Below are 25,987 nucleotides of genomic sequence, written 5' to 3'. Positions count from 1 at the left end.
ATCACTCCGCCAGGTCATCCCGCCGACGCCGACGCGGCCTGGCGACGCGGCCCGGCGATGCGATGCCGCCCCCGGCCGGTCACGCCGTCATGGGCCGGTCGTATGGTCCGATCGGTGCCGGCAGGCGTCCCGTGCCGGTCAGCCGCCGGTCGACCGCGGCGGCCACCGCGCGCCCCTCGGCGATCGCCCAGACGACGAGGGACTGCCCGCGCGCGGCGTCCCCAGCGGCGTACACACCGGGCACGGTGGTCGAGAAGTCCGGTCCCCGTGTGATCGTCCCACGCGGATCAAGCGCCAGCCCGAGCTGCTCGACGAGCCCGTCGTGACGGTCCGGCCCGGAGAACCCGAGGGCCAGCAGGACCAGATCGACGGGCAGCGACCGCCCGGTTCCGGGCCGGACCTGCCGCCGTCCATCGACCTCGACCAGGTGCAAGGCCCGCACATGCCCCGCCCCGTCTCCGGTGAAGCGGAGCGTGGACGCCGCGAAGAGTCGCGCGTCCGCGTCCGCCGCCGGCGCCGACCGAAGCTCGCGCGCCTCCTCGTGCGCCGCCGAGAGCCGGTAGACCTTCGGATACGTCGGCCACGGATCGAGGTCCTCGTCACGCTCCGCCTCCGGCAGCGGATAGATGTCCAACTGCGTCACGGACGCGGCCCCTTCCCGCACCGCCGTCCCCAGACAGTCCGCCCCCGTGTCACCACCTCCGACGATCACCACATGCTTCCCGGCCGCGGACAGCGGCGACACCTCCAGGTCCCCCTCGCACACCCGGTCGGCCAGCGGCAGATACTCCATCGCCTGATGAATCCCACCCAACTCCCGCCCGGGGACGTCCAGTTCGCGCCAGGCCGTGGCCCCCGTGGCGATCACCACCGCGTCGTACCGGGCCCGCAGCTCGGCCGCGCCGACGTCCCTCCCGACGGCGGTCGACGTACGGAACTTCGTTCCCTCCGCCCGCATCTGCTCCAGCCGCCGGTCCAGATGCCGCTTCTCCATCTTGAACGCCGGGATCCCGTACCGCAGCAACCCCCCGATCCGGTCGGCCCGTTCGTACACGGCGACCGTGTGCCCGGCCCGCGTCAGCTGCTGTGCCGCCGCCAGCCCGGTGGGCCCGGAACCGACGACGGCGACCGTCCTCCCGGACAGCCGGTCCGGTGGGCGCGGGAGTGTGAAACCGTCCTCCCAGGCCCGGTCCGCGATGGCGACCTCCACGTTCTTGATGGTCACCGCGGGCTGGTTGATCGCCAGCACGCACCCCGCCTCGCACGGCGCGGGACACAGCCGTCCGGTGAACTCGGGAAAGTTGTTCGTGGCGTGCAGCCGGTCGCTCGCCGCCCGCCAGTCCTCCCGTGACACGAGGTCGTTCCACTCGGGGATCAGATTGCCCAGCGGACAGGCGTCGTGGCAGAAGGGAACCCCGCAGTCCATGCACCGGTCGGCCTGTCTGCTGACGATCGGCAGGAGCGCCCCCGGGACATACACCTCGTCCCAGTCCCGCACCCGCTCCTCCACAGGCCGACGGCGCCACTCCTCGCGCGGCGTGGTCAGAAAACCCTTGGGATCGGCCATGGCCGTCTCCCTCACGTATGGCGTACGCGGACGGGCACGGCCGCACAGGGCCGTACTCCGGCGGACTGGATCGGCATGAGAGGCATGAGAGGTACGAGAGGCATGAGAAACACGCGGGGCTGAGGGGCAGGAGGACGGGGGCGCGAAGCGCGAGGCTGTACGCCGTCGGGCGGCTCTCTTCCCGCCACGATACGACGCGCCCGCCGCCCCCGCCTCAGGCCAGCGCGAGGAGATACGACAGGGCGGCCGCGGCCGACGCGACAGCCCGGACGGTGTTCCAGGTCGTCCACCGGCTCACGTACTCACGCCAGTACGTGGCGGCCTCCGCCGTACCCGCGTCCAGCTTGGCGAGCGTCTCGTTGCGCGGCACGTTCGCCACCATCGTGACCCCGAAAGAGCCGAACAGAAACAGCGCACTGCCCAGCAGCAGTGCCACCCTGCCCTCGTCCGGCCACAGCACGAACGTCACGACGGCCAGCACCGCACACAGCACCGCCGTACCCATGAACACGAGCATGAACGCCGGCGTCAACGCGCTCGCGTTGATCGCCTGCATCGCCGCCACACCCTGTGCGGGCGGCAACGACGCCAGCCCCTTCATCACGAACGTCGAGAACCCGCAGAACACGCCCGCCACGATCGCCGTCCCGAGCAGCCCCAGCACCGTCAGCACGAAATACGGCCCATCGATCATGTCCGCTCCCACCTCGATCCCCCGAATCCCCAAGATCCTGCCCCGCACCCACCGTCACCACAAGTGAACAGATGTACAGCCAGAGTCACCCCCGCGCGCACACGCCGGCCCACGCGCGAGCGTAGGCGGCCCTGGGCTTTCGAACCTGGCGGTACCCCTTCCGGGGGGCCTCCCCCCGCCCCCCGCCCCCCACCCCTCACCCCTCACCCCACCCCCCGCCACTCCCGCAGTCTCGCCTCCACCGCCCCCACGATCCGCCGTCTCGCCTCGTGGCGGGGCACGCCGGTCATCAGCAGTCGGTCGTACGGCGTGTCCACGTGCCGGACGGACGCGATGACGGCGGAGGTCACCGCGACCTGCGTCAGCGCGCGTCCGGCCGCGCTGCGGCCCACGCGGCCGCTGCCGCGCATCGACGCGTGGGCGGCGATCTCCCGGGCCCGCTCGGCCGGGCACGCGGGGAACAGCCGTCGTACCTCCGCGGCGAACGCGTCCGTGAAACGTACGTCCTCCACCGCCCGCCGCCGTGCGTCCCGCAGCCGGCGTCGGCGCCGCACCTCGGCGTCCGCCAGGCATCGCTCCTCCGCGCGGACCAGCGCCGCCTCCTCCACCAGGACACCCTGCCGCTCGTGACGACTTCGGCGCCGGTTGAACCGTACGACCACCGCCGACAGCGCACTCTCCTCCCGGGCGCGCCGCGTGAGCGCGGTGTCGCCCCGGGGCAGGAACACCAGGTGCCCGAGATCCGCGCAGTCCAGGCAACGCGGCGCTCCCTCCTCCAGCACCAACAGCGCCACCGGACCGCTCCGGCACTCGGCGCAGTGCTTCTTCCTGAGTGCCTGCACGACGACAAGCCCGATACGGGGCGGGGGAGTAGCGAGCGCTGCCATACGCGGTACTTTCCCGCCGGTGGCCGTGTGGTCACGTCGTCGTCGCACCGGCGCCCCGACCGGCTCCGGCGCGGTCGGTCGCGCGCGGCATCATGGGCCGTGTGCGATTCGAAGCGATCACCTGGGAACGGCTCGGCGACCTCCTCGCCGACCGCATCGTCGACCTGAAGCCGGACGACGGATCGCCCTGGCCGCGCATCGCCTTCGACGGTGCCCCGGCCGCCCGCCCGGGAGACCTCGCCGACCGGGTGGCGGAGGCACTGCGCATACGTGGCCGGCCCTCGCTCGTCGTGGGCACCGAGGGGTTCCTCCGGCCCGCGTCGCTCCGGTTCGAGTACGGCCACGAGGACGTGGAGGCGTACTACGACGGCTGGTTCGACACCGCCGCCCTGTGGCGCGAGGTCTTCGGCCCCCTCGACCCCGGCGGCACGGGCCGGATCCTGCCCGACCTCTGGGACCCCGCCAGCGACCGCGCGACCCGCAGCCCCTACGTCCAACTCCCACCCGGTGCGCTCCTGTTGACGCACGGCCCCCTCCTCCTCAAGCACTGGTTCCCCTTCGACCTGACCGTCCATGTCCTCCTCTCCCCGGGCGCCCTGCGCCGCCGCACCCGTGAGGGCGAGCACTGGACCCTCCCCGCCTTCGAGCGCTACGAGGCCGAGACGGACCCGGCCGCCACCGCCGACGTGCTGGTGCGTGCCGACGACCCACGGCACCCGGCCTGGAACGGCTGACAGACACGCAGCGAACTCCGGAAGCTCCGCCACGTCCGGCGGTCCGGTGGGCCCCATGCGCCGGCCTTGCCCTCGGAGCGGCGGGGCGCGGCGTGCGCATCCGAATCGTCGGCGGGCCCTTGTGTGCGTACCGGGCACTTCGCCGTCTGGGGGCACATCGGCATCCCCCGTGGGCGGCGCGGGCCCGCCCGATTACGCCCCCGGGTGCGGTTCACTCCGGTCGCGGCAAGAATGAAGGGCGCCGGGACTAGCGGTGTGTCCTGCGCCGCGCCGGCCGTCCGGCACCGGGAGGTACTACATGACCACCGCCGGAGACATCATGCACCGCGGAGCCCAGTGGATCCCCGCCCACGAGACCCTGGACCGCGCCGCGCAGCTGATGCGCCAGCTGAACGTCGGGGCACTCCCCATCAGCGACCAGAACGAACGGCTCTGCGGCATCCTCACCGACCGCGACATCGTCGTCGGCTGTGTCGCCCTGGGCCATGACCCGTCGACGATCACGGCGGGCGAGATGGCCAAGGGAACCCCGCGCTGGATCGACGCGAACGCGGACATCGGTGACGTACTGGAGGAGATGAAGGGGCACCAGATCCGCCGTCTCCCGGTGATCGAGAACAAGCGGCTCGTCGGCATGATCAGCGAGGCCGACCTGGCCCATCACCTGTCGGACGACCAGATCGCCGCCTGGGTCGAGAGCGTCTACGCCAAGAGCACGACACACTGACCCGAACGACCGAACGACCGAACGACCGAACGACCGAACGACCGAACGACCGACCGAACGACCACCACTCCGCTCCCCGCGCCGTTCCCGTTCCCGTTCTCCTCCGGGAGTCACAGCCACCCGTTGCGCTTGAAGCCCCGGTAGAGGGTGACGCAGGCGGTGGCTATGACTCCCAGGACGAGCGGGTAGCCGAACCGCCAGTGCAGCTCGGGCATGTGCTCGAAGTTCATGCCGTAGACCCCGCACACCATGGTCGGCACGGCGATCAGCGCCGCCCACGCCGTGATCCGCCGCATGTCCTCGTTCTGCGCGACGCTGACCTGCGCCAGGTGCGCCTGGAGGATCGAGTTGAGCAGTTCGTCGAACGCGGCGATCTGCTCGGTGGCCCGCAGCAGGTGGTCGGAGACGTCCCGGAAGTAGGCCTGTATCTCCGGGTCGACCACCCGGATCGGCCGCGAGGTCAGTTCCAGGAGGGGGCGGGCGAGCGGGGCCACCGCCCGCTTGAGTTCGAGCAGTTCGCGCTTGAGCTGGTAGATGCGCCCGGGGTCGACGCGCGCGCCGTTCGCGGCGAACACATCTGTCTCGACCTGGTCGATGTCCGTCTGCACAGAGTCCGTGACGTTCAGATAGTCGTCGACCACGTGGTCCGCGATCGCGTGCAGTACCGCGGCCGGTCCCTTGGACAGTTGCTCCGTGTTCGCCTCCAGCTCCTCGCGCAGTGGACCGAGCGAGCCGTGCCGCCCGTGCCGGACCGTGATCACGAAGTCGGCGCCGACGAACACCATGATCTCGCCGGTGTGCACCACCTCGCTCGTCGCGGTCAATTCTGTGTGCTCGACGTAGCAGACCGTCTTGAACACCGCGAACAGCGTGTCGCCGTAACGCTCCAGCTTGGGGCGCTGATGGGCCTCGACCGCGTCCTCGACCGCCAGCGGGTGCAGGTCGAAGAGTTCGGCGATGCCGGCGAACTCCCGCTGCGTCGGCTCGTGCAGCCCCAGCCAGACGAAGCCGTGGTCGTGCTTGCGGACCTGCTTGACGGCCTCGACGACATCGCGGCCACCGGGGGAGCGGACGCCTTTGTGGTACGTCACGCAGTTCACCACCGAGGTGCCCAGCGGGGAGCGGGCCGGGTGGCTGAGGTCGACGCGGGGACGCCGTCGGGCCAGCCGTGCCATCCTGCGGAGACCACCGACCTTGTCGAGGCCGGTGACCTTCCGCAGATTCCCTGCCATGGACATCTGGTTCTCCTTGCGTGAATCCCCTCGCACCGCACTCCGTGCCTTGTCGCGCCAGTTTGCCAGGGCCGAACGAGTGCCGGGTAAGCCTGTGGGAACGGAATGTTCCACTTCGCTTGTAGATGTAGACGTCCTTGCCGACGCCGGCCGTTCCTGATTCGGCCGCCGTGATCCGACCACCGTGTTCCAACCGCCCTGATCCAGACGTCCGATCCGGTCCGTTCCGTCCGATCGCCGTCCGATCGCCGTCCGATCGCCGTCAGGGGGACGGACCTCGCGGACCGCTGGAGAGTCGCCGTGAGTGATAAGTCGGGCAAATGGGAAGATCGCGGCATGATGCGAACCGACGGGTATCTCCTCGACCACCGGCAGGCCGAGACGGGCCAGGGCCCCGACGCCTTCGCCACCCTCTTCGACCCCACGACGTTCCGGCACATGGAAAGCTTCGGACTGGGTTCGGGCTGGCGCTGCTGGGAGGTCGGCGCGGGCGGCACCAGCGTGGTCTCCTGGCTGGCCAAGAAGGTCGGACCGACCGGCAAGGTCATCGCGACCGACACCGACATCTCCTGGGCCGTCCCCTCGGTCACCCGCCCGCCGGTCGAGGCCCTCGTCCACCACCTGGGCGTCGACCAGCCGCCCGGCGACGGCTTCGACCTCGTCCACGCCCGCCTCGCCCTGGCTCAGGCGCCGGACCGGGAGCGGGCGCTGCTGTCGATGACCAAGGCTCTGCGTCCTGGTGGACGCCTCCTGATCGAGGACGCCGACCACGATCTCCAACCCCTGGCCTGCCTGGAGGAAACCGGCCCCGAGCATCAGCTGGCCAACAGGCTCCGTGAGGCCGTCCGCGCCCTGCTCGCCGAACGTGGAATCGATCCGGCACACGGCCGGCGACTCCCGCGACTGCTGCGCGCGGCGGGACTGCGCGGTGTGGAGGCCGACGCGTACTTCCCCGTGGCCTCACCCGCCTGCGCGGCGCTGGAGTCGACAACCATCGGCGGGCTCCGTGCGGCACTCGTCGAGGCGAACCTCGCCACGGAGGAGGAGATCGACCGGCATCTGGCCGACATCGCCGCCGGAGCCATGGACATCGCCGCCCCGCCGCTGATCTCGGCGTGGGGCCGAAAGGCATAGACCCGAAAGCCATAGAAGCCATAGACCCGAAAGGCATAGTGCGCGTGCTCGCGCTCGGCCCCGCGCGGGCATCCGGGGGCGCAACCGCCCGACCTGCGCCGCGCAAGACCCTCAGCCCACCCCCGGCGGCCGTCCCCCCACTTTCTGCACCGCCCGCGCCCCCGCCCCGCACCCCTCGATCGCCGCGTCCTCGGCCTCCGCGCCCGCGAGCAGCGCCGCCAGGAACGCCCCGGTGAAGGCGTCGCCGGCGCCGGTGGTGTCGCGCGGCGTGGCTGGAGCCGCCGGAATCCGTGCCGCGACACGGCCCCCGCGGGCGACCAGCGCGCCGTCGGCGCCCTGCTTGGCCACCACCAAGGGGACGAGGCGGCTCAACTTGGCCGCCGCGTCGGCCGGATCGGGCAGTCCGGTCAGCAGGGACGCCTCGTCGCGACTGGGCAGCAACAGGTCGACCCCCTCGACGAGCGAGAGGAAACGGGCCACGCCCAGCCGCCTGAGGAAGCCCGCCGACGCGGGATCGACGCTCACCGGCACTCCACGCGCGCGTGCCGACTCCATGGCCACGGACACCAGCGCGCGACTCGGCTCCGAGAAGAACAGATAGCCCGACAGGTGCAACCGCGCGACCCCGTCGAGCAGCGACGGTGACCAGTCGTCAGGGTCGAGCCGCAACGAGGCGCCACTGTCGGTGAGGAACGTGCGTTCGGCCGCCTCACCCGTGTCCACCAGGCAGATCACCGTCCCCGTGGCCGCGTCCGGATCGACGACGAGACGGGGCCGTACCCCCGAAGCCCGCAGCTCCCGCTCGTGCCACGCGGCCCCGTCCGTGCCCACCCGCCCCAGCAGCCGCACGTCGGCGCAGCCCCAGTGGACCGCCCAGCAGGCCACGTTGGCACCCGCCCCGCCCGGCAGCGTCCGGATCGCGGAGGCCGTGTCGGTGCCCGGCGCGAGCGGTCCGCGGTGCCGGGCGACGACATCCGTGACGACGTCCCCCACGACGAGCAGCGCCCCGCTCATGTCACGCCCCGGCCCAGGCCGCCGCGATCCGGGACGCGAGCCGTACGTTGCCGCGTACCGCGGCCAGGTTGGCGCTGAGGGAGGCGCCGTCCGTGTGCCTGACCAGATGGCTCAGCAGGAAGGGGGTGACTGCCTGCCCCGTGACTCCCTCCGCCTCGCACGCCCGCAGCGCCTCCGCGAGCACGCGCGCGTGCAGTTCGGGATCGAGCTGCTCCTCCTCCGGTACGGGGTTGGCGACGATCAGCGCCGACTCCGGTCCGTCGAGCGTGTCCTGTGCCCGCATGACGTCCGCGACCTCGTCCGGCGACCGAAGCGTCCACTCCACCGGATGACCCGAGTCGGACAGATAGAACCCGGGGAAGCGCTCCGTGCCGTACCCGGCGACCGCGACACCCAGCGTCTCCAGGCGCTGCAGCGTGGCCGGGACGTCCAGGATCGACTTCACGCCGGCGCACACCACCGTGATCCGGGTGCGGGCGAGAAGGCCCAGGTCGGCGGATTCGTCCTGGGTCGACGTCCACTCCCGGTGCACACCCCCGAGCCCGCCCGTCGCGAACACCCGTACGCCTGCCAGGGCCGCCAGTTGGGCGGTCGCCGACACGGTGGTCGCGCCGCTCGCACCGGAGGCCACCGCGAGGGGCAGGTCCCGGTGTCCCAGCTTGCGGATGCCGTCCTCGTTGGCGACCCGCTCCAACTGGTCCTTGCCGAGGCCGATGTGGGGCCGCCCGTCGAGCACGGCGATCGTCGCGGGTACGGCTCCCTCCTGCCGTACGACCTCCTCCAGTTCCAGTGCCACCTGCAGATTGCGCGGGCGGGGAAGCCCGTGCGCGATGATCGTGGACTCCAGCGCCACCACGGGTCGACGCGCGTCGACCGCTTCCCGCACCTCTTCGGACACCACCAGCACGCGCTTGCCTCCTGTCTGTCGTTCTTCCCTCATCCCTGGCGGACGGCGCGCCCGGCCAAACCCTTGCGCACTGTGGTGCAGGACACCAGCCTGAAGTGCATGAAGGACAACACGACACGCCTCGACCATGTCGTCCTGTGGGTGCGGGAGCCGATCGCCGCGGCCGCCTTCTACGAGGAGGCCGTGGGCCTGGAGCCCGTGCGGATCACCGAGTACGCGGCGGGAGGAGCGCCCTTCCCCTCCGTACGCCTCAACGACGAGACGCTCCTCGACCTCATGCCGCTCACCATGGCCGAGACCCTGACCATGGTGCCCGGCGCCGCCGACAGCGCGGGGCACCCGGTCAACCACGTCTGCCTGGCCATGCCCGGCGACGCCTTCGATGAACTGCGCACCCGCCTGGAGGACAGGGCGGTTCCCGTCTCCGACTTCTCGTACGACTCCTTCGGCGCGCGGGGAGCGGCCCGGCGCAGCTTCTACTTCCGGGACCCGGACGGCAACGTGTTCGAGGCACGCCACTACGACCAGGCGTGATCGGTTTCCGGCTGCTCCGCGCCTGCCGGAATGCCGCCCGCTGACCGATGCGCGCCCACCGCACCCGCCTTCGGTGCCCCTTGCGCACAGGCCGGACGCGGACACACACGGTCCGTCCACGGACACGCACGGTCCGGTCACGGCCGTCTCAGAACAGGGGCTCCGGAAGCACGCCCTCCAACGCCAGCAGCTTCCGCTTGGTCTCCAGCCCGCCGCCGAACCCGCCGATGCCGCCGTCGCTCTCGACCACCCGGTGGCACGGCACGACCACGGGCAACGGATTCGACCCCATCGCGACTCCGACCGCCTGGGCCGCGCCCGGCTGCCCCACGCGCCGAGCGAGATCGCCGTAACCCACGACCGAGCCGTAGCGGACACCGGACGCCAGCTCGCGCAGCACCTGGCGGTTGAACCCCGAGATCAGCGACCAGTCCAGCGGCAGCTCGAAGTCATGACGCTCGCCCGCGAAGTACGCCTTCACCTGACGTATCGCCTCCGCCAGCTGCGGCGCGCCGGGTGCCTCCACGGGGGTGGTGCCCAGGCGGGAGACGAGCCGGCCGAGTGTCTGGTCGCGCACCGCGTCCGTGGCGTGGAACACGACGTGCACCAGGCCCTCGTCCGTCGCGGCCAGCAGCAGCGGCCCGATCTCCGTGCCGACGACGGCCCATACGACCCGCTGCTCGTCCTGCGCATGGCTGTTCATGCGACCACCGTACGGGCCGCCACCGACAACGGCGGCGGCGTACGGTCCACCCCGGCGAAACGCACGCCCTCGGCCCCGGACCGTGTCAGCCCTGCGTGGCCTCTCTGACCACGTCCGGCTTGTTGGTGATGATGCCGTTCACGCCGTAGCCCGCCACCCGGCGCGCGTTGACCGCGTCGTTCACGGTCCACGTGAGGATCTCCAGCGGCTTCCCGTGCGGACCCACCAGCGCGTGGAGCGTGGCTACGTAGGACTCGGAGATGGTCGTGTACGAGGAGTTGATCTGGTCGCTGAACGTCGCGTATTCGGGCAGGTCGGCGATGTCCGGGGTGCCGAGGAGGCCGGTCTTCACCGCCGGGCGCAGCTCGTGCACCCGCCGGACGGCGTCGGCGCCGAAGCTCTGGATCACCAGCCTGTCCAGATGTGCCGGCCCGAGCCAGCCCTCGTTGCCGAGCACCTTGAGGGTCTCCTGCTCGATGCCCGGATAGAGCTGCGGGTTCTTGATCTCGAGGAGGAGCTTCTGGTGGTTGCGCGACACACGTCTCATGTACTGCTCCAGCGTCGGAACGCGCGCGCCCGCGTACGCGTCGTCGAACCAGCTGCCCGCGTCCAGGCGCGCGATCTCCGCGGCGGTGAAGTCCGCCACGTTCCACGGAGCGCGCTCCGGATAGAGCTCCTCGACGTTGGTCGTCCGCGTCAGCGTCGCGTCGTGGACGACGACGAGCCTGCCGTCCCGGGTGCGCTGGACGTCGTTCTCGACCCACTCGAAGCCCATCTCGTCGGCCTTGTCGACGGCGGCCAGGGTGTTCTCGGGCGCGTAGGCGGATGCTCCGCGATGCGCGACGACCAGCGGATTCTCGGTATCGGCGGCCGCATGCGCGGCGGAAGTGGGGAGCAGGAGGACGGTGGCCCCCAAGAACGCTGTGGTCGCGGCGGCAACTGCGCGCACGTGCATGCGTACTCCTCGCGTCGATCGATCACGGTCAGCTCAAGAGTGACAGCAGAGGGTCAACGGCAGAGGGGCGCAGGATGGCCACGAATTGAATGGAGTTGCCCAAGTCCGCTCACGGGCACCGCACAAGTGAGGCAAGGGCGTGTTTCTTTGCCGGAAAATCGTTCGACCATTCCGGTGGGGGTCATACTCTCTGCGACAACCCTGACCGTCGTGGCGGTCCCGGGGCTGGGGGCACGTCAGGGAATCCAGGGACGCGACAGGGCGGGAAAGGCAGCCGCGAATGCAGGGCACGGTCGACGGCTTCAGCTACGGACTCGTCACACCGGTGGTGGCCTATCTCATGGCCTGCCTCGGTGGCGCGCTGGGTCTGCGCTGCACCACCAGATCGACGCTCGTGGACGGCCGATGGAGGATCGGCTGGCTCGCGCTGGGCTCGGCGGCCATCGGCTCCGGCATCTGGACGATGCACTTCGTGGCGATGATGGGGTTCAAGGTCCTGCACACCCCGGTCCGCTACGACCCCCTGACGACCTTCGCGAGTCTCGCCGTCGCGATCGTCATGGTCGGCATCGGCATCTTCATGGTCGCCTCCAAGGGGGCGACCGGGGCCGCGCTCTTCACCGGCGGCACCATCACGGGACTGGGCATCGCCTCCATGCACTACCTGGGGATGGCCGGACTGCGGCTCAACGGCACGCTCGAATACAACACGCTCACCGTGGCCGCGTCGGTCGTGATCGCCGTGGTGGCCGCCATCGCCGCCCTGTGGGCCGCCGGACAGGTCCGCGGTTTCCTGTGGAGCGTCGGCGCCAGTCTCGTCATGGGGATCGCCGTCAGCGGCATGCACTACACGGGCATGGCCGCCCTCGACGTCCATCTGCACGGCGCCGCCGCCTCCGCCCCGGCCGACGGCTCCTCCTCCGCCGGACTGCTCGCTCCGCTGATCATCGGCCCGCTGGTCTTCCTGCTCCTCGCGGGAGTCGTCGTGATGTTCGACCCGTTCATGATCATGGGCCGGTTCTACGCGGGTCCGGTCGAGCGGCGGCCCGGCATCCCGGCCCAGGCCACCGCGCACACCTGCCGGCACCCGGAGCCCCACCTCGCCCGGGAGTACCGCGAGCGCAGTTCCCGCACCCCGCAGAACCGCTGATCGGAGCCCGTTGTCAGTGCGGGGTCGTACGGTGGATTCCATGCGGCCCGTTTCCAAGATCGAACGCACGGTGGCGCCCCTCGAGGTCGTCAGCCCCTACCAGCCGAGCGGTGACCAGCCCACGGCCATCGCCGAGCTCGCCCAGCGCATCGGGGCGGGTGAGAAGGACGTCGTCCTGCTGGGCGCGACCGGTACCGGCAAGTCCGCCACCACCGCGTGGATGATCGAGAAGCTCCAGCGCCCCACCCTGGTGATGGCGCCGAACAAGACGCTGGCCGCTCAGCTGGCCAACGAGTTCCGCGAGCTGCTGCCGAACAACGCGGTCGAGTACTTCGTCTCGTACTACGACTACTACCAGCCCGAGGCGTACGTCCCGCAGTCGGACACCTACATCGAGAAGGACTCCTCGATCAACGAGGAGGTGGAGCGCCTGCGCCACTCCGCGACCAATTCGCTGCTCACCCGCCGCGACGTCGTGGTGGTCGCCTCGGTCTCCTGCATCTACGGCCTCGGTACGCCCCAGGAGTACGTGGACCGCATGGTCCCCCTCCGGGTCGGTGAGGAGTTCGACCGGGACGAGCTGCTGCGCCGGTTCGTGGACATCCAGTACACGCGCAACGACCTGGCGTTCTCCCGCGGCACCTTCCGTGTCCGCGGCGACACCATCGAGATCTTCCCGGTCTACGAGGAACTCGCCGTCCGCATCGAGATGTTCGGCGACGAGATCGAGGCCCTCTCCACGCTCCACCCCCTCACCGGCGAGATCATCAGCGACGACCAGCAGCTGTACGTCTTCCCCGCCTCCCATTACGTCGCCGGCCCCGAGCGCCTGGAGCGCGCCGCCAACGACATCGAGAAGGAGCTGGGGGAGCGGCTCGCCGAGCTGGAGAAGCAGGGCAAGCTTCTGGAGGCCCAGCGGCTGCGCATGCGCACGACCTACGACCTGGAGATGCTCCGCCAGATCGGCTCCTGCTCCGGCGTGGAGAACTACTCGATGCACTTCGACGGCCGTGAGCCCGGCTCCCCGCCGAACACCCTGCTGGACTACTTCCCGGACGACTTCCTCCTCGTCATCGACGAGTCCCATGTCACCGTGCCCCAGATCGGCGCGATGTACGAGGGCGACGCCTCCCGCAAGCGCACCCTGGTCGACCACGGGTTCCGGCTGCCCTCCGCCCTGGACAACCGTCCCCTGAAGTGGGAGGAGTTCCAGGAACGCGTCGGGCAGACGGTCTACCTCTCGGCGACCCCAGGACAGTACGAGCTGTCCCGCTCCGACGGCCATGTCGAGCAGATCATCCGTCCCACGGGCCTGGTCGACCCCGAGGTCGTCGTCAAACCCACCGAGGGTCAGATCGACGACCTGGTGCACGAGATCCGCAAGCGCACCGAGAAGGACGAGCGGGTCCTCGTCACCACCCTCACCAAGAAGATGGCCGAGGATCTCACCGACTACTTCCTGGAACTGGGCATCCAGGTCCGCTATCTCCACAGCGATGTCGACACCCTGCGCCGAGTTGAACTGCTGCGCGAGCTGCGGGCCGGTGAGTACGACGTCCTGGTGGGCATCAACCTCCTGCGCGAGGGCCTGGACCTCCCCGAGGTCTCCCTGGTGGCGATCCTCGACGCCGACAAGGAAGGCTTCCTGCGCTCAGGGACCTCACTGATCCAGACCATCGGCCGCGCGGCTCGCAACGTGTCGGGGCAGGTCCACATGTACGCCGACAGGATCACCCCGGCGATGGCGAAGGCCATCGACGAGACCAACCGGCGCCGGGAGAAGCAGGTCGCGTACAACAAGGCGAAGGGCATCGACCCCCAGCCGCTCCGCAAGAAGATCAACGACATCGTCGCGCGGATCGCCCGCGAGGACGTCGACACCGAGCAGCTGCTCGGCACGGGCTACCGCCAGGGGAAGGACGGCAAGGCCGCCAAGGCCCCCGTCCCCGCCCTCGGTGGCAAGGCGGCCAGAGCAGCCAAGGGAGGAGTGAAGGAAGCCGCTCCGACCGACCGCCCCGCCGCCGAGCTCGCCCAGCAGATCGACGAGATGACGCAGCGCATGCGCGCGGCCGCCGCCGACCTGCAGTTCGAGATCGCCGCCCGGCTGCGTGACGAGGTCTCCGAGATGAAGAAGGAGCTGCGGCAGATGAGAGAGGCGGGGCAGGCCTGACGGCCGGGGCGAGCGCCGGGGGAGGAGGCACACCCCCCGGCGCGGGCGCGCTGTGTTGCAAGACCGACACAAAGTGCCACACGGACTGCGGCAATGTCAGTGCCGCTGCGTAAGGTGCTGCACATCCGCGGACTCCGCGGAAACAGGGGACAGTTCGAGAGGGGAAACAGCGCGTGACCGTCAACATGACCAAGGGTCAGGCCATCAGTCTGCAGAAGAACGACGGAGGCAGCCTGACCGCGGTACGCATGGGTCTCGGCTGGCAGGCTGCCCCCAGGCGCGGCCTGTTCGGATCCCGCACCCGCGAGATCGACCTCGACGCCTCCGCCGTGCTGTTCGCGGACAAGCAGCCCATCGACGTCGTCTTCTTCCGCCACCTGGTGAGCGACGACGGCTCGGTCCGCCACACCGGCGACAACTTGGTCGGCGGCGTGGGCCAGGGCGGCGACGACGAGGCGATCCTCGTGGACCTGGCCCGGGTGCCGGTCCACATCGACCAGATCGTCTTCACCGTGAACTCCTTCACGGGCCAGACCTTCCATGAGGTGCAGAACGCGTTCTGCCGTCTGGTCGACGAGACCAACGGCCAGGAGCTCGCGCGCTACACCCTCGCGGGCGGCGGCCAGTACACGGCCCAGATCATGGCCAAGGTGCACCGCGCGGGCGCGGGATGGCAGATGACCGCCATCGGCACGCCCGCCAACGGGCGCACCTTCCAGGACCTGATGCCGGCGATCCTGCCGGTTCTCTAGGCGAGCACGACGCAGCACGCGGTGAGCGACACAGGGGGAAGAAGCCGATGACGGCCGAGCTGGTCCGGGGGCAGAACCATCCGCTCCCCGAGGTCCGACTGGAGATCCGCGTCTCGGCCGGCACGCCGATCGTGGCCGGGGCCACCCTCGGCGACGAGCGCGGCCGGGTGCACGGCGTGGAGTGGGTCGCCCACCCGGGCGCGCCCACCCTGCCGGGCGTCGAGGTCCCCAGACAGGCGGCGGCCGACCACCGCCTCGCCGTGGACCTCGATGCCCTGACACCGTCCGTGCACCGGGTGACCGTGCTGCTCGCCCTGCCGTCCGGCAGCGGCGGGCCGGCGCGGTTCGGTGCCGTCGCCGCCCCCTTCGTCGCGGTCACCGGACTCGACGGCACCGAGGTCGCCAGCTACACCATCACCGACCTCGAGGCGGAGTCGGCGGTCATCGCTCTGGAGCTGTACCGCAGACAGGGCGCTTGGAAGGTCCGCGCGATCGGCCAGGGGTACGCGGGCGGCCTCGCCGAGCTGCTCACCGACCAGGGGCTGCCGCAGGCCCAGCAGCTCGCCGGCAGCATCCACGAGGCCGTGGTCCAGGGCCTCGCCCGCTCCGTGGCCGCGCCTCCGCCCCGCGTTCCGGAGACGGACCGTCCCCGCCGGACGGCCGCCCCCGCACAGGGCCCCGACCAGACCCACGGGGATGCGACACCTCAGGGCCTGCCCGGGAACACCCCACCGCAGCAAGGGCATCCACCCGCCTCCCCGTACGGCAGCACACCCCCGTACGGCTCCTCGCCCGACGCCACACTGCCCGATCACCTCTCGCCGCAGCACGGCGACCCCGCCCCGGCCGACCCGTCCGCCGGGTCCCAGCCCGCCGCGTCCACCACCGGCGGCCCCGTCAACTACAGCCACCCCGGCCGCCAGACCACCGCGCCGCCGCCTCCGCCGCCGACCGCGCCCCCGGCCCAGCCGGGACAGCCCGCGCGGCCCGTCGCCGGTGACGCGACCGGCTGGTCCATGGAGGAGCGGCTCTACAACCAGGTGTGGGGCATGTTCGAGGACCTCGCCCGCACCGCCGCCGCGTATCGCAGCGCCGTCGATTTCGCCGAGTCGCGCATGGAGCAGGAGCTGGACAGGGCCCTGTCCGACCCGCGCAGCCGGATCGGCGGGCAGGGCGACGCGGTGCGCGAGGCCGCCCGCGCCAAGCACGCCCAGCTCGTCGACCAGGCCCGGGACGCCCTCGACCGCGACCTCGCCCAGCTCCGGGCCGAGGCCGATGTCGTCGAGCCCGCGCTGCCCCCGGCCTTCGCCGGCTGGGACAACCCGGTCTGGCACGGCTACCGGGTGCCGATGGAGATCCCGATGGCCCTGCGCCTGGGCGACCTCCGGCTGCCGGAGAGCGAGGACGTGCGCATACCGATGCTGGTCCGGCTGCCGCTGGAGCGCGGCCTGTGGATCGACAGCGGGCGCTCCGGCTCCCGCGACTCGCTCGCCGACTCCGACGAGCTGCGCCGCCGTGCGCTGGACACGGCGGTGGCGCTCGCCGCGCGCCTGCTCGCGGTCTACCCGCCCGGCGAGTTCACGGTGCACGTCGTCGACGCGGCCGGCGCCGGCGTGTCCGCGCTGGCTCCGCTGGTGGGGGCGGGTGTGCTCGCCGGACCGCCGGCCGCCGGAGCCGCGGGCGTCTCCGACGTCCTCGGGCGGCTCACCCAGCGCGTCGACCTCGTGCAGATGGCCGTGCGCGGCGGTGCGGCCGACGCCCTGCCCCCCGGCTTCGACACGGCCGAGCAACTGCTGATCGTCAACGACTTCCCGCACGGTTTCGACGACCGCGCCGTCACCCAGCTCCGCTATCTCGCGGACGAGGGCCCGGCCTTCGGCGTCCACCTGATGATGGTCGCCGACCGGCAGGAAGCCGCCTCCTACGGGCCGTTGCTCGACCCGCTGTGGCGTTCGCTGATGCGACTCACACCCGCCCCCGACGACCATCTCGCCGACCCCTGGGTCGGGCACGCCTGGACGTACGAGCCGTCGAGCGTCCCGCCCGGCAGCCGGGTCATGCACGACGTCCTCGCCCGCGTCGCGGACGCCCGCCGCTCCTGGAACCGGTGAGCCCAACCCTGTACCAAGCCCTCGCAAAGCCGCCTGACCTGCGGTTTTGATTCTTTCTTTGCCAGACCCTTTACCTATTCTTGGTGATTGGGTACTCTTTTCGTGCGGAGGGGAGTACTCCCTACATGCTGCGGCGTACCCGTCAATACGGATCAAGCCTGATCCCGGGGCGTCGGCCCGGCGGCACCGGACGTTGTGGAACGTCCCGGAGGACCGGGTGGAAGAGACCTCCGGTAGCGACGACGCTGAAATTTGCCGTTACGTACTGCCGGAGGCGCAGTGGATGTTTCAACGACCCTTTGGGTCCTCACAGTTGTGGGCCTCGCCGCCCTCATCACGGTCGACTTCTTCATCGGCCGCAAGCCCCATGAAGTGTCCATCAAGGAAGCCGGAATCTGGACGATCGTCTGGATCGTCCTGGCCGCCCTCTTCGGACTCGGGCTGCTCGTCTTCTCCGGCGGCCAGCCGGCCGGAGAGTTCTTCGCGGGCTACATCACCGAGAAGTCCCTGAGTGTCGACAACCTCTTCGTCTTCGTGCTGATCATGGCGAAGTTCTCGGTGCCCACGCAGTACCAGCAGCGGGTGCTGCTGGTCGGTGTGCTGATCGCCCTGGTGCTCCGCGCGATATTCATCGCCGCGGGCGCGGCGATCCTCGCCAGCTTCGCCTGGGTCTTCTACATCTTCGGCGCGTTCCTGATCTACACCGCCTGGAAGCTCATCCAGGAGGCCAGGGCCGACGAGGCGGAGGAGGAGTACGAGGAGAACAAGCTCCTCAAGGCCGTCGAGAAGCGCTTCGGCGTCGCCGACCGGTACCACGGCACCAAGCTGTGGATCGAGCAGAACGGCAAGCGCGTCATGACGCCGATGCTGGTCGTGATGCTCGCCATCGGCACCACGGACATCCTCTTCGCGCTGGACTCGATCCCGGCGATCTTCGGTCTGACCCAGGACCCGTACATCGTGTTCACGGCCAACGCGTTCGCGCTCATGGGCCTGCGACAGCTGTACTTCCTCATCGGCGGGCTGCTGAAGAAGCTGGTCCACCTGTCCTACGGTCTGTCGGTCATCCTCGGCTTCATCGGGGTGAAGCTGGTGCTGCATGCCCTGCACGAGTCCGGGGTGCACGTCCCCGAGATCTCCATCCCCGTGTCGCTCGGCGTGATCTGCGCGGTCCTGGTCGTCACCACGATCACCAGCCTCATCGCCTCCAAGAAGCAGGCGGAGGCGGAGGCGGCGCAGGAGAAGGCCGAAGGCACCGAGAAGGACAGCATCGAGGCCTGACGCCGGGCCCGTACCGCACGGCAATCACTGATGGGGCCCCGCACGACGGTGACGCGTATCCACGGCGTCCACCGGCGTGCGGGGCCCCTTCACGTCTGAAAGGATCACCGTATGCTCGCTCGGCTCCGGTCGCTCACGACACGATGGACCGATGTCGTCCCGGTGGCCGCGGTCGTCCTGCTCGCTCTCAGCTGGGGACGTGATCTGCCCCCCGCGGCCGTCGCCCTGGTGACCCTGGTGCTCGCGGGCGCCGTGCTGGCCGCCGTGCACCATGCCGAGGTCGTCGCGCACCGGGTCGGGGAACCGTTCGGCTCCCTCGTCCTCGCCGTCGCCGTCACGATCATCGAGGTCGCCCTGATCGTCACCCTGATGCTCGACGGCGGTGACAAGAGCGCGACCCTCGCCCGCGACACCGTCTTCGCCGCGGTGATGATCACCTGTAACGGCATCGTGGGCATCTGTCTGCTCGTGGCCTCACTGCGCCACGGACTCGCGGTCTTCAACCCGGAGGGCACCGGCGCCGCGCTCGCCACGGTCGCGACGCTGGCCACGCTCAGCCTGGTGCTCCCGACCTTCACCACCAGCAAGCCGGGCCCGGAATTCTCCACACCGCAACTCACCTTCGCCGCGCTGTCCTCACTGGCTCTGTACGGCCTGTTCGTCGCGACGCAGACCGTGCGCCACCGGGACTACTTCCTGCCCATCACCCGGCTGGGCGAGGTGATCGCCGAGGACGACCACGCCGAGGCTCCGTCGGCCCGCACCGCCAAGATCAGCCTCGGCATGCTCGGTCTCGCACTCGTCGGCGTGGTCGGCCTGGCCAAGGGGGTCTCGCCCACCATCGAGTCCGGTGTCGACGCCGCGGGCCTGCCGCACGCCGTCGTGGGTGTGGTCATCGCGCTGCTGGTGCTGCTGCCCGAGACCATCGCGGCCCTGCGCGCGGCCCGCCGTGACCGCGTCCAGACCAGCCTCAACCTCGCCCTCGGCTCGGCCATGGCCAGCATCGGCCTGACCATCCCGGCCGTCGCCCTGGCCTCCGTCTGGCTCTCCGGCCCGCTCGTCCTCGGCCTCGGCGCCACCCATATGGTGCTGCTCGCCCTGACCGTCGTCGTGGCCTCGCTGACCGTCGTCCCCGGACGCGCGACACCCCTGCAGGGCGGGGTCCACCTGGTGCTGTTCGCGGCCTATCTGGAGCTGGCGGTCAACCCGTAGGCCGGTGGCCGTCGCGCGAGGTGATGCGTACGGCACAGAGGTGCTCACCTCGCCGCGGCCTCCGCCTGCGCCGTCGCAGTCAGGGGCACCGGCCGGGTCTCCGGGAGCAGGGCGAAGCAGCCCAGACTCAGCACGGCGATCCCGGTCAGATACGCGCCCACGCCCCAGGGCACCCGCCCGCCCTGGGCCATGGCGGTGGCCACGATCGGGGTCAGGGCACCGCCCAACACGCCGCCGAGGTTGTAGCCGACGGCGGCGCCCGTGCAGCGCACCCGGGGTTCGTACAGCTCCGGCAGGTACGCGGCGACGACGGCGAACATCGTGACGAACGCGAGCATCGCCACGAGGAAGCCGAAGAAGATCAGCAGCGGTTCACCGGTCGCCAGCAACGCGACCATCGGGAACATCCACAGCACCGTGACCCCGCAGCCGATCAGGCACATCGGGCGCCGCCCGTAGCGGTCGCCCAGCACCGCCGCCACCGGCGTCAGGGCGCCCTTCACCACCACGGCGCCCATGACGCAGGTCAGCATGACCGTCCGGCTGACACCGAGCCGTTCGGTTCCGTACGCGAGGGACCAGGTGGTCACCGCGTAGAACACCGCGTACCCGATCGCGAGCGCCCCGGCCGTCAGCAGGACGAGCCGCCAGTGGTCGCGTACGACCTCGGCGAACGGCACGCGCGCGGGCTCGTCGATCCCCAGGAACGGCGGACTCTCCGTGAGCGACGACCGCAGCCACAGCCCCGCCACGGCCAGGACGCCCGCCGCCCAGAACGGCACCCGCCACCCCCAGGCGGCGAACTGGGCCTCCGTCAGAGTCGCCGACAGTGCCAGCATCACGCCGTTGGCCAGCAGGAACCCCACCGCGGGGCCGACCTGGGGAAAGCTCGACCACAGTCCGCGCCGGTCGGCCGGCGCGTGCTCCGCCGTCAGCAGCACCGCTCCGCCCCACTCCCCGCCCAGCCCGAGCCCCTGGAGGAAGCGGAGCACGAGAAGGAGGAAGGGGGCCATCACACCGATGGAGTCGAACGTGGGGACGCAGCCGACGGCCACGGTCGCGCCCCCGGTCAGCAGCAGCGAGGCGACGAGCACCGGCCGCCGCCCGCGCCGGTCCCCGATGTGCCCGAACAGCACCGAGCCGAGCGGCCGTGCCACGAACCCGACCCCGAACGTGGCGAAGGCCGCGAGGGTCCCCGCCAGGGGTGAGAACGTCGGGAAGAACAGCGGCCCCAGGACGAGCGCCGCCGCCGTCCCGTAGACGAAGAAGTCGTAGAACTCGATGGCCGTCCCGGCGAGCGAGGCGGACGCGAGGCGCAGCATGGACGGCGGTTTCACGGTGCGTGCTGGTTGCATGCCGCGTCAACTACCCACGGTGACGGGCGGTTACGGGGGGCGTGCGGAGGCTCGTGCGAGGACACTGTGTTCCGGGAGGCGTCAACGGGCCTCAGTACGTCACGGTGATGCGCCGGGCGGGACCGTCCACCCGGACCACGCCTCCGTAGGGGATGACGACCTGCGGATCGGTGTGCCCGAGATCGACGTCGAAGACGATCGTGGTGTCGGGGGCGTACGTCCGCATGGCGCGCAGGACGGCCTCCCGCTGTCCGGCCGTGTAACGGGCCGCTTCCTCCGAAGTGGTGGGCCGCTCCAGGGACCACGCCTTGGGGCGTCCCATCAGGAGCGCGGAGAACCGGTGGAGCAGGCCGCGTTCGCCCATGTTCCGCAGGGTGCGGAAGACCTCCTCGCCGCTGGGCAGTTCCTCCGAGGTCTCCAGGAAGAGCACCCCGCCGTCGAACACGGACAGGTCGCGCGGCACCTCGCGGTCGGCCATCAGCAGCCAGCCCAGGATCTCCAGACAGCCGCCCCAACTCCGGCCCTGCACCACGCGGTCGGCGTTCACCCAGGTCCATCCGGTGCCGGGCACGGTCTCCGGCTCCGCGTCGAAGGTCGCCGGGTCGGCCCAGTCACGGTCGATGTCGTTGAAGCGTTCGGCCGGCCGCAGTGCGTAGGGCCCGGAGGTGAACAGGGCGGCGCGCAGGGATTCCGCGGTCAGCGGGTCCATGGCGACGGACCTGCCGAGTGCGGTCATGACGGTGCCGCCGTGGTATCCGACGATTCCGGTGGCGTGGAGGAAGGCCAGCAGGTTGGTGTTGTCGCTCAGTCCGAAGAACGGCTTGGGGTTGGCCCGCAGCAACTCCCGGTCGAGCAGCGGCAGCACGGTGATCTGGTCGTCACCGCCGATCGACGTGAACACCGCCTTGATGTCCGGGTCGGCGAAGGCGGCATGGATGTCGTCGGCCCGCTGCCGCGGTGTGGCGCCCATCTTCCGGGTCGTCGGGTACTCGACCGGTTCGAGACCGTACTCCTCGCGCAGCCGCCGCAGCCCGAGTTCGAAGGGCCGCGGGAAGAGTTCGGGCAGGCCGGCGCCGGGCGAGAGGACGGCGACACGGTCACCGGAGGAGGGCTTGGGAGGGTACGCGGGCGTGGTCATGCGGGGAGGGTACGGCTTCCTGCCGCATCGTTTCACCGTGATAAACCGGGGTCGAGCAGCGGTCCCCGACGGCCGCCCACACCGAAGGACCGGAGGAACCGTGCCCCGCAGCCTGGCCCACGCCCCGATCATGATTCTCAACGGCCCCAACCTGAACCTTCTGGGGCAGCGCCAGCCCGAGATCTACGGCTCCGACACACTTGCCGACGTCGAGGCGATGTGCGCCGAGGCGGCGGCCGCGCACGGGGGCACGGTGGACTTCCGGCAGTCCAACCACGAGGGCGAACTGGTCGACTGGATCCATGAGGCACGGCTCCACCACAGCGGCATCGTCATCAACCCCGGCGCCTACTCGCACACCTCCGTGGCGATCCTCGACGCGCTCAACACCTGTGACGGGCTGCCCGTGCTGGAGGTGCACATCTCCAACATCCACCAGCGGGAGACGTTCCGGCACCACTCGTACGTCTCCCTGCGCGCCGACGGGGTCATCGCCGGCTGCGGGGTGCAGGGCTATGTGTTCGGCGTGGAGCGCGTCGCCGCGCTGGCGGGGGCGGGGAGGGCGGAGGCGTAGGGCTCGGTCATCGGGGGTGCGCGGTCGGGCCGGACCGGTCCGACCGGCGAGGCGGACGGTAACGCCCGATCTCCAGGTGGTCGGCCCTTACACCCGTCCCTTACATCCGCCCCTTGCACCCGTCCTTTGCACCGCCCGTCACAGACGGCCCGCCTCCACGATCCGGCGCAGGAACTGCCGTGTGCGTGGTTCACGTGGGTCGCCGAAGACCTGCTCCGCCGTGCCGTGTTCCAGCACCACACCTCCGTCCAGGAAACAGACCTGGTCGGCGACATCGCGCGCGAAGCCCATCTCGTGGGTGGCCAGCACCATCGTCATGCCGTCGGCCTTCAGGTCGCGCACGACGTTCAGGACCTCGCCCACCAGCTCCGGGTCGAGGGCGGCGGTGATCTCGTCGAGCAGCAGCAGCCGGGGGCGTACGGCCAGGGCGCGCACGATCGCCACGCGCTGCTGCTGGCCTCCGCTGAGCCGGTCGGGGTACGCGCCCGCCTTCCCGTTCAGCCCGAGCCGGTCCAGGAGCCCATGGGCCCGCTCCTCGGCCTCCGCACGGCCCACGCCGTGCACCCGGCGCGGGGCGAGGGTGATGTTGTCCAGCACCGTCATGTGCGGGAACAGGTTGTACGACTGGAAGACCACGCCGATGCGGCGGCGTACCGCGTCCTGGTCGGCGCGCGGGTCGGTGATCTCCTCGCCGTCCAGCCAGATCGCCCCGTCGTCGATGTCCTCCAGCAGATTGGCGCAGCGCAGCAGGGTCGACTTGCCGGAACCGGAGGCGCCGATCAGCGCGGTGACGGTGTGCGGGGCGACCGCCAAATCGACGTCGCGCAGCACGACCGAGCCGCCGAAGGTCTTGCGCACGGACTCCATCCGCAGCACGGGGGACGCCTCGGGGGCGTGCACGGTCTCTCGGGTGTCGCTCATGTCGTCCCTCCCTGCGCGCGCTGCCGGTCCATCCGGGCCGTGACCCAGTCGGTGAAGCGGGTCATGGGGATGGTCAGGGCGACGAAGACCAGTCCCGCGACGATGTACGGCGTGTAGTTGAGGCTGCGGCCCACGATGATGTCGGCGGCGCGTACGGCGTCGATCGCGCCGCCGATGGAGACCAGTCCGGTGTCCTTCTGCAGCGACACCAGGTCGTTGAGGAGGGGCGGTACCTGGCGGCGTACCGCCTGGGGGAGCACCACGTGCCGCAGTGCCTGCCGGTTGGTGAGGCCCAGCGAGCGGGCCGCCGCGCGCTGCGAGGGGTGCACGGACTCGATGCCGGCCCGGAACACCTCGGCGACGTACGCCGAGTACGTGAGCGTCAGCGCGGTGCCGCCGAGCAGCACCGGATCGACGGTCACGCCCTGGAGCCTGAGCGCCGGGACGCCCAGCACCACGATCATCAGGTTGATGATCAGCGGCAGACCGCGGAAGAAGTCGGTGTACGCGGCGGCGAGAGCCCGCAGAGGGAAGAACACCGGACCGCGCAGGGTGCGGGCGACGGCGATCAGCATGCCGAGGACCAGGACGGCGACGCCGCAGACCAGCAGCAGCCGGACGTTGAGCCACAGCCCTTCGAGCACCTTCGGGAACGCCTCGCGCGCGTACTCGGCGCTGAAGAACGTCTCCTTGGTGCGCGGCCAGCCGGGAGCGTTGACCACGACCAGATAGAGGACGACGGCCGTGGCCAGGGTCGACAGGGCGGCTACGCCGGTGGCGCGGCGGGCCCGGTCACGCTTGTAGCGCTCCCGGTCGAGTCGTCGTGGTGAGGGGACGTAGCCGTCGTCCCCGCCGGGCATGCCGTCGTCGTCGGCGTCCCCCTGCCCGGACTCCTCCTTCACGACCGTCACTTGAGCACCGGGGCGTCGACGGCTTCGGACAGCCACTGCCGCTCGATCCTCGCCAGCGTGCCGTCCTCGCGCAGCGCGTCCACGGCGGACGTCACGCAGGACGTGAGGGCGCTGCCCTTGTCGAGGACGAGCCCGAACTGCTCGGGGGTGCCGCCCTGGTTCTCGAACTGGCCGACGATCTGGGCGTCCGTCACCTCGGCGGCCGTGATGTAGAACGCGGTCGGCAGGTCGACCACGATGGCGTCGATCTGGCCGTTCTTCAACGCGGACTTGGCCTGGTCGTTCTTCGCGTACGCGGCGGCGTCCCGGGCCGGCTTCACCACGTCGTCGATGTAGTTGAGGCTGGTGGTGCCGACCTGGGCGCCCAGGTGCAGCTTCCTGAGGTCCGCGATGCTCGTGGCCTTCGCGGCCGCGGAGCCCTTCAGCGCGACGACGGCCTGACGCACGTCGTAGTAGCCCGACGAGAAGTCCACGGCCTTCTTGCGCTCGTCGCTGATCGAGACCTGGTTGATGTCGAAGTCGAAGGTCTTCGCCCCCGGCGCGAACGCCTTGTTGAAGGGCACGCTCTGCCAGACGACGTCCGCCTTCGCGTAGCCCAGCTGCTCGGCCACGGCGTACGCGACCGCCGACTCGAAGCCCTTGCCGTTCTTCGGGTCGTCGTTCGTGAACCAGGGTTCGTAGGCCGGTTCGTCGGTGGCGACGGTCAGTTTGCCGGAGGTCTTCGTGTCCAACCCGCCCTTGGCGCAGGACGCCCCGGACGCCGAGGCGGAGGCCGTGCCGGAGGCATCCTCCTCCGGCTGCGGGGCGCAGCCCACCGCGACGGTGGCGAGCAGGGCGGCTATGGCGGCGGAGACGGCACGGCGCGGGGAGCGGGCGGCTCGCAGGACAGGACGCATGGCGTGAGATTGACAGCGTGACGTCCTGTTTGTCGAGGTCACATGGGTAACTGTCCGCATTCTGGGAACGTGTGTTGCATTCCTGTGAACGCTGGGCGGGGCCGCCGGCCGAGGGCGGGGATGGGTGGCCGGCGGCCCGTCCGCGCGGGAGCCGTCATCCCGTGCGGACCTGCTTCCAGTGGACTACGCCACGGCGTACGCCGGGAGCGCGCGCGGGGCGTCGGCGTGTGCGTTCGATTCACACGGGGCGCGTGCGGGTGGCTCCACGCCCCCTGTCGGCCGTCTCGCCAACTGCCTTACGGCGCAGGAGAGTTCACCGTCCCCGTGCGCGCCACTCCGACGGGTGCGGGCGCTCCGGGCCGTGGAGCAGGCCGGCGAACGCCTAAGGGTCCTTGCGGGTGTTGCCCACGCGGACGTCGAAGTCGGGC

General features: G+C 70.7%; 24 protein-coding genes. 11 read left to right on the top strand and 13 right to left on the bottom strand.

The annotated features are described in order from the left end of the window. Positions 1–79: 79 nt before the first annotated feature. From STRBO_RS0128960 to STRBO_RS0128950, 3 genes are all read right to left on the bottom strand, one after another. A complete protein-coding gene (locus STRBO_RS0128960; RefSeq protein WP_005477998.1) occupies positions 80–1,567 on the bottom strand; it encodes a glutamate synthase subunit beta in 1,488 nt (495 codons plus the stop codon). A gap of 214 nt (positions 1,568–1,781) precedes the next feature. Then, on the bottom strand, positions 1,782–2,261 hold the full coding sequence (locus tag STRBO_RS0128955) for an anthrone oxygenase family protein (RefSeq protein WP_020115225.1): 480 nt from the start codon (positions 2,259–2,261) through the stop codon (positions 1,782–1,784). A gap of 203 nt (positions 2,262–2,464) precedes the next feature. Further along, complete coding sequence (locus STRBO_RS0128950) at positions 2,465–3,148, bottom strand: DUF2293 domain-containing protein (protein ID WP_078531415.1); 684 nt, start codon at positions 3,146–3,148, stop codon at positions 2,465–2,467. Between the two features lie 92 nt (positions 3,149–3,240). Here STRBO_RS0128950 and STRBO_RS0128945 point away from each other — a divergent pair, with 92 nt between their 5' ends. Next, on the top strand, positions 3,241–3,882 hold the full coding sequence (locus STRBO_RS0128945; RefSeq protein WP_005477994.1) for a nucleoside/nucleotide kinase family protein: 642 nt from the start codon (positions 3,241–3,243) through the stop codon (positions 3,880–3,882). Positions 3,883–4,180: 298 nt separating this feature from the next. Beyond that, complete coding sequence (locus tag STRBO_RS0128940; protein ID WP_005477993.1) at positions 4,181–4,609, top strand: CBS domain-containing protein; 429 nt, start codon at positions 4,181–4,183, stop codon at positions 4,607–4,609. A gap of 110 nt (positions 4,610–4,719) precedes the next feature. Here the strand turns inward: STRBO_RS0128940 and STRBO_RS0128935 are convergent, their stop codons facing one another. Beyond that, entirely contained in the window at positions 4,720–5,847 is a 1,128-nt protein-coding gene (locus tag STRBO_RS0128935; protein ID WP_020115223.1) for a magnesium and cobalt transport protein CorA, read from the bottom strand. Positions 5,848–6,177: 330 nt separating this feature from the next. On the opposite strand from STRBO_RS0128935, the gene STRBO_RS0128930 reads away from it, so the two are divergent. Beyond that, positions 6,178–6,975 (top strand): methyltransferase domain-containing protein, encoded by a 798-nt coding sequence (locus STRBO_RS0128930; RefSeq protein ID WP_020115222.1) that lies wholly within the window; start codon positions 6,178–6,180, stop codon positions 6,973–6,975. Between the two features lie 111 nt (positions 6,976–7,086). On the opposite strand, the gene STRBO_RS0128925 is transcribed toward STRBO_RS0128930, so the two are convergent. Together STRBO_RS0128925 and STRBO_RS0128920 are read right to left on the bottom strand one after the other, a co-directional pair. Further along, positions 7,087–7,989, bottom strand: a complete 903-nt coding sequence (locus STRBO_RS0128925) for a carbohydrate kinase family protein (RefSeq protein ID WP_005477990.1) — start codon at positions 7,987–7,989, stop codon at positions 7,087–7,089. Position 7,990: 1 nt separating this feature from the next. Then, entirely contained in the window at positions 7,991–8,896 is a 906-nt protein-coding gene (locus STRBO_RS0128920) for a pseudouridine-5'-phosphate glycosidase (RefSeq protein ID WP_005477989.1), read from the bottom strand. 99 nt (positions 8,897–8,995) lie between these two features. On the opposite strand from STRBO_RS0128920, the gene STRBO_RS0128915 reads away from it, so the two are divergent. Next, positions 8,996–9,430, top strand: a complete 435-nt coding sequence (locus tag STRBO_RS0128915) for a VOC family protein (protein ID WP_028796903.1) — start codon at positions 8,996–8,998, stop codon at positions 9,428–9,430. 148 nt (positions 9,431–9,578) lie between these two features. On the opposite strand, the gene STRBO_RS0128910 is transcribed toward STRBO_RS0128915, so the two are convergent. Together STRBO_RS0128910 and STRBO_RS0128905 are read right to left on the bottom strand one after the other, a co-directional pair. Further along, complete coding sequence (locus STRBO_RS0128910; protein ID WP_005477987.1) at positions 9,579–10,133, bottom strand: methylated-DNA--[protein]-cysteine S-methyltransferase; 555 nt, start codon at positions 10,131–10,133, stop codon at positions 9,579–9,581. Positions 10,134–10,218: 85 nt separating this feature from the next. Then, positions 10,219–11,088, bottom strand: coding sequence for a glycerophosphodiester phosphodiesterase (locus tag STRBO_RS0128905; protein WP_005477986.1), 870 nt, complete (start codon positions 11,086–11,088; stop codon positions 10,219–10,221). Between the two features lie 280 nt (positions 11,089–11,368). On the opposite strand from STRBO_RS0128905, the gene STRBO_RS0128900 reads away from it, so the two are divergent. The 6 genes from STRBO_RS0128900 to STRBO_RS0128875 all read left to right on the top strand — a co-directional run bounded on the left by STRBO_RS0128900 (position 11,369) and on the right by STRBO_RS0128875 (position 19,764). Further along, positions 11,369–12,238 carry an MHYT domain-containing protein gene (locus tag STRBO_RS0128900; RefSeq protein ID WP_005477985.1) on the top strand — a complete coding sequence of 290 codons (870 nt, stop codon included), beginning with the start codon at positions 11,369–11,371 and terminating at the stop codon, positions 12,236–12,238. 40 nt (positions 12,239–12,278) lie between these two features. Beyond that, complete coding sequence (gene uvrB, locus STRBO_RS0128895; protein ID WP_005477984.1) at positions 12,279–14,408, top strand: excinuclease ABC subunit UvrB; 2,130 nt, start codon at positions 12,279–12,281, stop codon at positions 14,406–14,408. Between the two features lie 173 nt (positions 14,409–14,581). Next, positions 14,582–15,160, top strand: a complete 579-nt coding sequence (locus STRBO_RS0128890; RefSeq protein ID WP_005477983.1) for a TerD family protein — start codon at positions 14,582–14,584, stop codon at positions 15,158–15,160. Between the two features lie 47 nt (positions 15,161–15,207). Further along, positions 15,208–17,271 carry a TerD family protein gene (locus STRBO_RS0128885; protein WP_020115221.1) on the top strand — a complete coding sequence of 688 codons (2,064 nt, stop codon included), beginning with the start codon at positions 15,208–15,210 and terminating at the stop codon, positions 17,269–17,271. A 279-nt stretch (positions 17,272–17,550) separates the two neighbouring features. After that, positions 17,551–18,552: a TerC/Alx family metal homeostasis membrane protein gene (locus STRBO_RS0128880; protein ID WP_028796902.1), complete on the top strand. Its 1,002-nt coding sequence runs from the start codon at positions 17,551–17,553 to the stop codon at positions 18,550–18,552. Between the two features lie 111 nt (positions 18,553–18,663). Then, the gene (locus STRBO_RS0128875; protein ID WP_005477979.1) at positions 18,664–19,764 is read left to right on the top strand and encodes a calcium:cation antiporter; all 1,101 of its coding nucleotides are present in this window, start codon (positions 18,664–18,666) and stop codon (positions 19,762–19,764) included. Between the two features lie 44 nt (positions 19,765–19,808). Here the strand turns inward: STRBO_RS0128875 and STRBO_RS0128870 are convergent, their stop codons facing one another. Together STRBO_RS0128870 and STRBO_RS0128865 are read right to left on the bottom strand one after the other, a co-directional pair. Then, positions 19,809–21,119 carry an MFS transporter gene (locus STRBO_RS0128870; RefSeq protein ID WP_202498779.1) on the bottom strand — a complete coding sequence of 437 codons (1,311 nt, stop codon included), beginning with the start codon at positions 21,117–21,119 and terminating at the stop codon, positions 19,809–19,811. Between the two features lie 91 nt (positions 21,120–21,210). Further along, positions 21,211–22,257, bottom strand: a complete 1,047-nt coding sequence (locus STRBO_RS0128865; RefSeq protein WP_005477976.1) for a S66 family peptidase — start codon at positions 22,255–22,257, stop codon at positions 21,211–21,213. A 100-nt stretch (positions 22,258–22,357) separates the two neighbouring features. On the opposite strand from STRBO_RS0128865, the gene aroQ reads away from it, so the two are divergent. Continuing rightward, a complete protein-coding gene (gene aroQ, locus STRBO_RS0128860) occupies positions 22,358–22,831 on the top strand; it encodes a type II 3-dehydroquinate dehydratase (RefSeq protein ID WP_005477974.1) in 474 nt (157 codons plus the stop codon). A 138-nt stretch (positions 22,832–22,969) separates the two neighbouring features. Here aroQ and STRBO_RS0128855 read toward each other — a convergent pair whose 3' ends face one another. From STRBO_RS0128855 to STRBO_RS0128845, 3 genes are read right to left on the bottom strand one after another with little or no spacing between them, the layout of a single operon-like run. Continuing rightward, positions 22,970–23,752 carry an amino acid ABC transporter ATP-binding protein gene (locus STRBO_RS0128855; protein WP_005477971.1) on the bottom strand — a complete coding sequence of 261 codons (783 nt, stop codon included), beginning with the start codon at positions 23,750–23,752 and terminating at the stop codon, positions 22,970–22,972. Then, positions 23,749–24,663: an amino acid ABC transporter permease gene (locus STRBO_RS0128850; protein WP_005477970.1), complete on the bottom strand. Its 915-nt coding sequence runs from the start codon at positions 24,661–24,663 to the stop codon at positions 23,749–23,751. Before STRBO_RS0128850 ends, STRBO_RS0128855 begins: the two co-directional genes overlap by 4 nt. Next, positions 24,660–25,559: an ABC transporter substrate-binding protein gene (locus STRBO_RS0128845; protein ID WP_005477969.1), complete on the bottom strand. Its 900-nt coding sequence runs from the start codon at positions 25,557–25,559 to the stop codon at positions 24,660–24,662. The genes STRBO_RS0128850 and STRBO_RS0128845 overlap by 4 nt, the downstream gene beginning before the upstream one ends. Between the last annotated feature and the right edge of the window lie 428 nt (positions 25,560–25,987).

It is taken from the genome of Streptomyces bottropensis ATCC 25435, assembly GCF_000383595.1.
GTDB lineage: Bacteria > Actinomycetota > Actinomycetes > Streptomycetales > Streptomycetaceae > Streptomyces > Streptomyces bottropensis.
This window is presented reverse-complemented; position numbering and strand designations above follow the sequence as displayed.